Origin of the sequence: Aquicoccus sp. (genome assembly GCF_041686535.1) — a bacterium.
Lineage (GTDB): Bacteria > Pseudomonadota > Alphaproteobacteria > Rhodobacterales > Rhodobacteraceae > Aquicoccus.
In genome coordinates, this window is record NZ_JAWLDS010000138.1 from 1 (window position 1) to 5,463 (window position 5,463).

Here is a 5,463-nt window from a genome sequence, read left to right on the forward strand (position 1 = left end):
AAACAGCCTCCCGTCTTCAAGCTGTCCGGTCAACAGACAGTTCGTTCATGGTACGTTCTCTCAAATGTCCATATATGCACGCTCGGGCCTGTTGGGCCGATCACGGGGGGCGCGGCTTTGTTGCGGGGTTCGGTGTGTGGTTCGCGGTGACGCCGCCGGCGAATGTGACGCCTTCCATGACCTGACGGCAACCGGTTTGGGCCTTTCCGGCCAGTCTGAAAGGGGGCGTGCCCGTGGCGCAAGCCTTGATTTCAACATGTCCGATAAGACAACGTTAATGGACATATATGAATACCTCAAGCTGCGGCGGTTTGGGCGTTTCATGGTGGCAAAAAGCGCCGCCCAATAAATAAATGCATCGTCGATTTCGTTCTCCCCATCAACAGCATTTGGATCGTGCAGGAAGATCAACTCGGCATCGGAAGAGTATCCTCTGGCTTGTCTCGCCTGTCGTAAACTCAGGGAACCGACGGGACAATGCCCTCTGGCGCCGTAGGAATGGTAAGGGAAGCGGCATCACGCTACACCCGACGTTGGGCAGTTAGCGGATCAGGAAGGTATTTTGTTCGGACGTGATCATAATTTTCTGGTGATCTTCGCCGCGGTCTCTCGTCATGGAAGCTTGCGAAAGGGGGCTGTCGAGGTCGGAACGTCCACCTCGAATGTCAGCCGGGCGATTTCCGCTGCCGAAGAGCGGCTCGGGGTGCAATTCATCGAAAGGACGCCCTCGGGCATTTCCCTGACGGATGCGGGGCGTGTCCTGCGCGATCATGCGATGCAGCAGATCGAGGCGGATCGGCGCCTGCGCGCCAAGCTGGAGCGCGTGAGCGGACGCTCCGGAGCCGTCGTGCGCCTGCGATGCGGCGAGGGCTTTCTCGCCGATCTCGTCGAACAGGGGCTGCGCGATGTCATCCGGGCGCATCCCGATATCGGTCTGGTTGTGGATATCGGGGCCACGCAGGACATCGTCGAAGCGGTAGACACGGGAAATGCCGATATCGGCATCGCCTACGCCTTGCCGGAGACCGCAGCGGTACGGCGCATCGCGACCACCAAGCAACCGCTTTGCGCAATCGTGCCAACCGATCATAGGACCGAGGTCGCAAACTGCACCATTCTGGAAGATTTTCAGTCAATCGAGATGGCGCTGTTGCCAAAAACGCATGGCGTGCGACAACTTGTCGAGCAATGCGCGGATCGCCACGGCGTCATTCTTCGGCCCACGCTGACCTCGGGGTCGATTGCCGCGCTGCTGCATTTTGTGCGCGCTGGCCACGGTGTCACGTTCCTGCCTCGGTTCTCGGCCGAGGTCCAGCGTCAGCAAGGCGAAGCGTATATCGTCGAACTGCGCAATCCCACGCTGCGCACCGCGACCACGACCCTGTTCGTCCGTCCGCAGCGCCGGCTTCCCAAGGCGGTGGAGACCGTTCTGTCCTGCCTGCAAGACGGGATGCAGAGCTTTGCGAAACCTAAGTGGGGTGCATGACGTGTTGCGCCAAGCGCAACACCGTGTGCGACATGTCACGACTTTTAGAAGGCCCCCGGCATGGGTCATCCTGCCCGTCAGACACTTCAGACACTGAAGGGGCCTTGCAATGACACTTAACCTCGATCGTGGCCTCGCTGTCATCGGCCTTGGCAGGATGGGCCTGCCGATGGCGCGGGGGCTGCACGCCGCGGGGGCCGATCCGCTGTGCTTCGATATCGACGCGGAGGCGCGCGGCGCGGCCGAAGCCGATGGCCTGCGGGTCTGCACGTCCGTCGCCGGGGCATTCCGGGGCGGTGGTATCGTGCTGTTGAGCCTGCCCAATGCGGAAATCGTCGAGGCAACGGTGTCGGAGGGTCTGTCCGGCCTTGGCGATAGCCCGGCCCCGATCATCATCGACGCTTCGACTTCCATCGCCGAGGTCAGCCGCAGGATGGCCGCGGCGCTGGACGCTCTTGGCGGGGCCTTTCTGGACGCCCCGGTCAGCGGCGGACCCGCCGGCGCGGTCAAAGGCACGCTGACCTTCATGGTCGGCGGACCTGCGGCCACCCTCGAAATCTGCCGGCCGGTCCTTGAGATCCTGGGGAAAAAAACGCTGCACGCGGGCGAGGTGGGGGCCGGCAACATCGCCAAGATCGCGAACAACATGATGGTGGCGTCGCATTTCCTCGTCGCGCGCGAATGTCTCGCGCTGGCGCAATCGGCGGGGCTGGAGGCCGGCGCGGCGCTGGACGTGGTGAACGCGGCGACGGGCGGCTCGACGGTCACCCAGGTGCATTTCCCGACATGGGTGATGACACGCAGCTTCGACAGCGGTTTTACGATGGGATTGATGCGCAAGGACGTGGGTCTTGCGCTGTCGCTTGCCGAGGAGGTGGGGTTGGACATTCCGCTCAGCCGTCTGGTGGCGGATCACTGGACCGGCCCCGAGGCCCCGGCAGACGCGGCCGATTTCACCGAAATGGGCGATCCCGAAACCGTCCTTCACGCATCCCGAACCAAAAAGGCACGCTCGGCATGAACGATGTAAACCTCAACGACATGACCACACCCGAGATTCTGGGGGCATTCACCGACACCGCCGATATCGGCTGCTGGTCGGCAGGGCGGATCCACACCGGATCGGGCGAGACGATCACGCTGGTGAACCCGTCCGACGGGAACACGATCCTGTCCTATGCGGATGCCGACCAAACGGTCATCGACCGGGTGATGACCAACGCGGCCCGCGCGCAGCGGAAGTGGGCGGCGATGACCGCGTCGGATCGCGGCCGCGTGATGTGGCGGATCGGTGCGCTGGTGCGCAACAACATCGCGGCGCTGGCCCGGATCGAGACGCTGGCCGCCGGCAAGACGACGTCGGACGCAACGGTCGAGGTGACCAAGGTCGCGGAGATGTTCGAATACTATGCCGGCTGGTGCGACAAGATCCATGGCGATGTGATCCCGCTGCCGACCAGTCACCTGAACTACACGTTGCGGGAGCCGCATGGCGTGGCCGTGCAGATCACCCCGTGGAACGCCCCGATCTTCACCGCGGGATGGCAGATCGCCCCGGCCATCTGCGCCGGCAATGCGGTCGTCCTGAAACCGTCGGAACTGACGCCGCTGTCGTCTCTCGGCCTCGGCGTGCTGTGTGAGGCCGCCGGCGCCCCGAAAGGTCTGGTCGGGATCATCGCCGGACAGGGCCACACCGCCGGTCAATGCGCGCTGGAACATCCCGACGCGGCGATCGCCGTTTTCGTCGGCTCGGCAGAGGTCGGCCGGCAGATCGCCGGAACCGCCGCGCGGCGCGTGATGCCGACGATCCTCGAACTCGGCGGCAAATCCGCCAATATCGTGTTCGACGACGCGGATCTCGACAAGGCGGCCCAGGGCGCACGGGCCGCGATCTTTGCCGGCGCGGGGCAAAGCTGCGTGGCCGGTTCGCGGCTTCTGGTGCAGGCTGGTGTGAAGGATGCACTCGTGGAACGGCTAAAGCGTATCTGTGCCGAGATACGTGTGGGTCCTGCGACCGACGAGGAAACCCAGATGGGCCCGATCCAGAACGAAAAACAGTGGTCCAAGATAAGATCGATGATCGCTGAAGCCAGGGCCGAGGGCGCAACTGTCGCTTGTGGCGGCGCGCCGCCCGACGGGCTCGATCAGGGCTTTCTCTTTCAACCGACAATCCTCGATGATGTCACCGAAGAGATGGTCGTCGCGCGCGAAGAAATCTTCGGGCCAGTCCTGTCGGTGCTGACATTCGAGACTGAGGACGAGGCGGTGCGGATAGCCAACGCAACGCGGTATGCTCTAGCCGGTGCCGTCTGGACGCGGGATGTCGCCCGGGCCCACCGCATGGCCGCCAATGTTCGGGCCGGCACCTTCTGGGTGAACAGCTATAAGGCGATTAGCGTGATGACCCCCTTCGGCGGGTCGGGGATGAGCGGGTATGGCCGCTCTTCGGGGGTCGAGGCGCTTCAGGCCTACACACGCGCAAAATCTGTTTGGGTCGAGACCGCATCCTGAGCTTGACACCCCGGCCCGTCACGTCGGGCCGTTCAAATGAAAGGACATGTGATGGACAAAATAAAAGAAACCGTGATGGATTGGCGTCTGCACCTGACTGTGCTCGCCATAACCATCCTCGCCGAACTGATCGGCATCGTGCAGATCCCGATCGGGATCGGTTCAATTCTTCTTCTGCCCCTGCTTTACGCATTCGTTTTCGGGCTGCTCATCAATCCGCATGTATTCAAGCTTGCCAAGGGTTGGATTCGTGAACGTGAGGTGCAGACCGCCTCGCCGCTGATCGTCATCGCTATCATGCCCTTCATAGCCAAGTTCGGAACAATCATTGGACCGTCGATAAACGAGATCATCGACGCGGGACCCGCGCTTATCATGCAGGAACTCGGCAATCTCGGGACCATCGTCATCGCTTTTCCGGTCGCCGTGCTCGTCTTTCGCATGGGCCGAGAATCCATCGGCGCGTGCTTCTCCGTCGCGCGCGAACCTAATATCGCGATCATCGCCGAAAAATACGGGTTGAAATCGCAAGAGGGCACCGGGGTCATGGGCGTCTATGTTGTCGGCACCCTTTTCGGCACGTTTACATTCGCGATCCTCGCGTCAATTCTGGCGACAACTGGTGCGTTCAGCATCGAGGCCCTCGCGATGGCCTGCGGGATCGGCTCGGGGTCTATGATGGCGGCCTGTTCGGGCGCACTCGCGAACGCTGTGCCGGAAATGGAAGAGCAGATCCTGGCTCTCGCGGGTGCCTCGAACGTTCTGACATATGCGACAGGGCTCTATCTGGGGATTTTCGTCGCGCTCCCACTGACCGAGAAACTCTATGCACTGCTGGGCCGCAAGGCAGATGACACCCCGATGACAGGAGAGAGCAAATGACCGACATCACCCCCGAAAACCGCTCCGACAGTCGTGACCTTGATCTCGGCTACCATGCTACCGTACTCGCCATCGTGTCGTTGCTTGTCTGGGTCGGACAGACGGTTGGACCCGCGAAACCGCTGGTCCCCGGTCTGATCGCGCTCTTCATCCTTTATCTGATGACGATGGTGGGCTTAATCATCACCAAGTACGCGCCCATCCGGCTGCCCAGTGTGGCGTGGATCTCGCTGGTGGGTATCGTTTTGACCCTGCCTTGGACACCAGGAAACGCGTGGATCACCGATCAGGTCGCAAATGCCGATTTCCTCGCACTGGCGACACCCTGCCTTGCTTACGCCGGTATCGCCATCGCAAAACGCGAGATGGATGTCGCAAAAACCTCTGGCTGGAAGATCGCTGTAATCGCAGTTCTGGTGATGATCGGGACCTATGTCGGTTCAGCGACCATCGCAGAACTGTTACTGTGAAGCCCGTCTCAAAGACTTTCCGCCCAACGGGCGTGGCGAAATCGTCGCGCCCGTTTCAGGAAGGTCGAATGCGCTTTATGAAGGAAGCACGCAGAAGCCGGTTCTTGCTTTAGA

The 5,463-nt window shown here is 61.8% G+C and carries 5 protein-coding genes; all 5 read left to right on the forward strand.

The window, feature by feature from the left end; all coding sequences use genetic code 11:
* The first annotated feature begins 562 nt into the window (after positions 1-562).
* The 5 genes from ACESL9_RS16650 to ACESL9_RS16670 all read left to right on the forward strand — a co-directional run bounded on the left by ACESL9_RS16650 (position 563) and on the right by ACESL9_RS16670 (position 5,349).
* Positions 563-1,486: a LysR family transcriptional regulator gene (locus ACESL9_RS16650; RefSeq protein ID WP_372675248.1), complete on the forward strand. Its 924-nt coding sequence runs from the start codon at positions 563-565 to the stop codon at positions 1,484-1,486.
* 109 nt (positions 1,487-1,595) lie between these two features.
* Positions 1,596-2,507 carry an NAD(P)-dependent oxidoreductase gene (locus tag ACESL9_RS16655; RefSeq protein ID WP_372675249.1) on the forward strand — a complete coding sequence of 304 codons (912 nt, stop codon included), beginning with the start codon at positions 1,596-1,598 and terminating at the stop codon, positions 2,505-2,507.
* The gene (locus ACESL9_RS16660) at positions 2,504-3,997 is read left to right on the forward strand and encodes an aldehyde dehydrogenase family protein (RefSeq protein WP_372675250.1); all 1,494 of its coding nucleotides are present in this window, start codon (positions 2,504-2,506) and stop codon (positions 3,995-3,997) included. Before ACESL9_RS16655 ends, ACESL9_RS16660 begins: the two co-directional genes overlap by 4 nt.
* Positions 3,998-4,048: 51 nt before the next feature.
* Complete coding sequence (locus ACESL9_RS16665) at positions 4,049-4,879, forward strand: DUF3100 domain-containing protein (protein ID WP_372675251.1); 831 nt, start codon at positions 4,049-4,051, stop codon at positions 4,877-4,879.
* A complete protein-coding gene (locus tag ACESL9_RS16670; RefSeq protein ID WP_372675252.1) occupies positions 4,876-5,349 on the forward strand; it encodes a hypothetical protein in 474 nt (157 codons plus the stop codon). Before ACESL9_RS16665 ends, ACESL9_RS16670 begins: the two co-directional genes overlap by 4 nt.
* Positions 5,350-5,463 lie beyond the last annotated feature (114 nt).

Excerpts from the sequence above, each read along its gene's own strand:
- ACESL9_RS16655 (WP_372675249.1), top strand. The coding sequence starts at position 1,596 with ATGACACTTAACCTCGATCGTGGCCTCGCTGTCATCGGCCTTGGCAGG.
- ACESL9_RS16660 (WP_372675250.1), top strand. The coding sequence starts at position 2,504 with ATGAACGATGTAAACCTCAACGACATGACCACACCCGAGATTCTGGGG.
- ACESL9_RS16670 (WP_372675252.1), top strand. The coding sequence starts at position 4,876 with ATGACCGACATCACCCCCGAAAACCGCTCCGACAGTCGTGACCTTGAT.
- ACESL9_RS16665 (WP_372675251.1), top strand. The coding sequence starts at position 4,049 with ATGGACAAAATAAAAGAAACCGTGATGGATTGGCGTCTGCACCTGACT.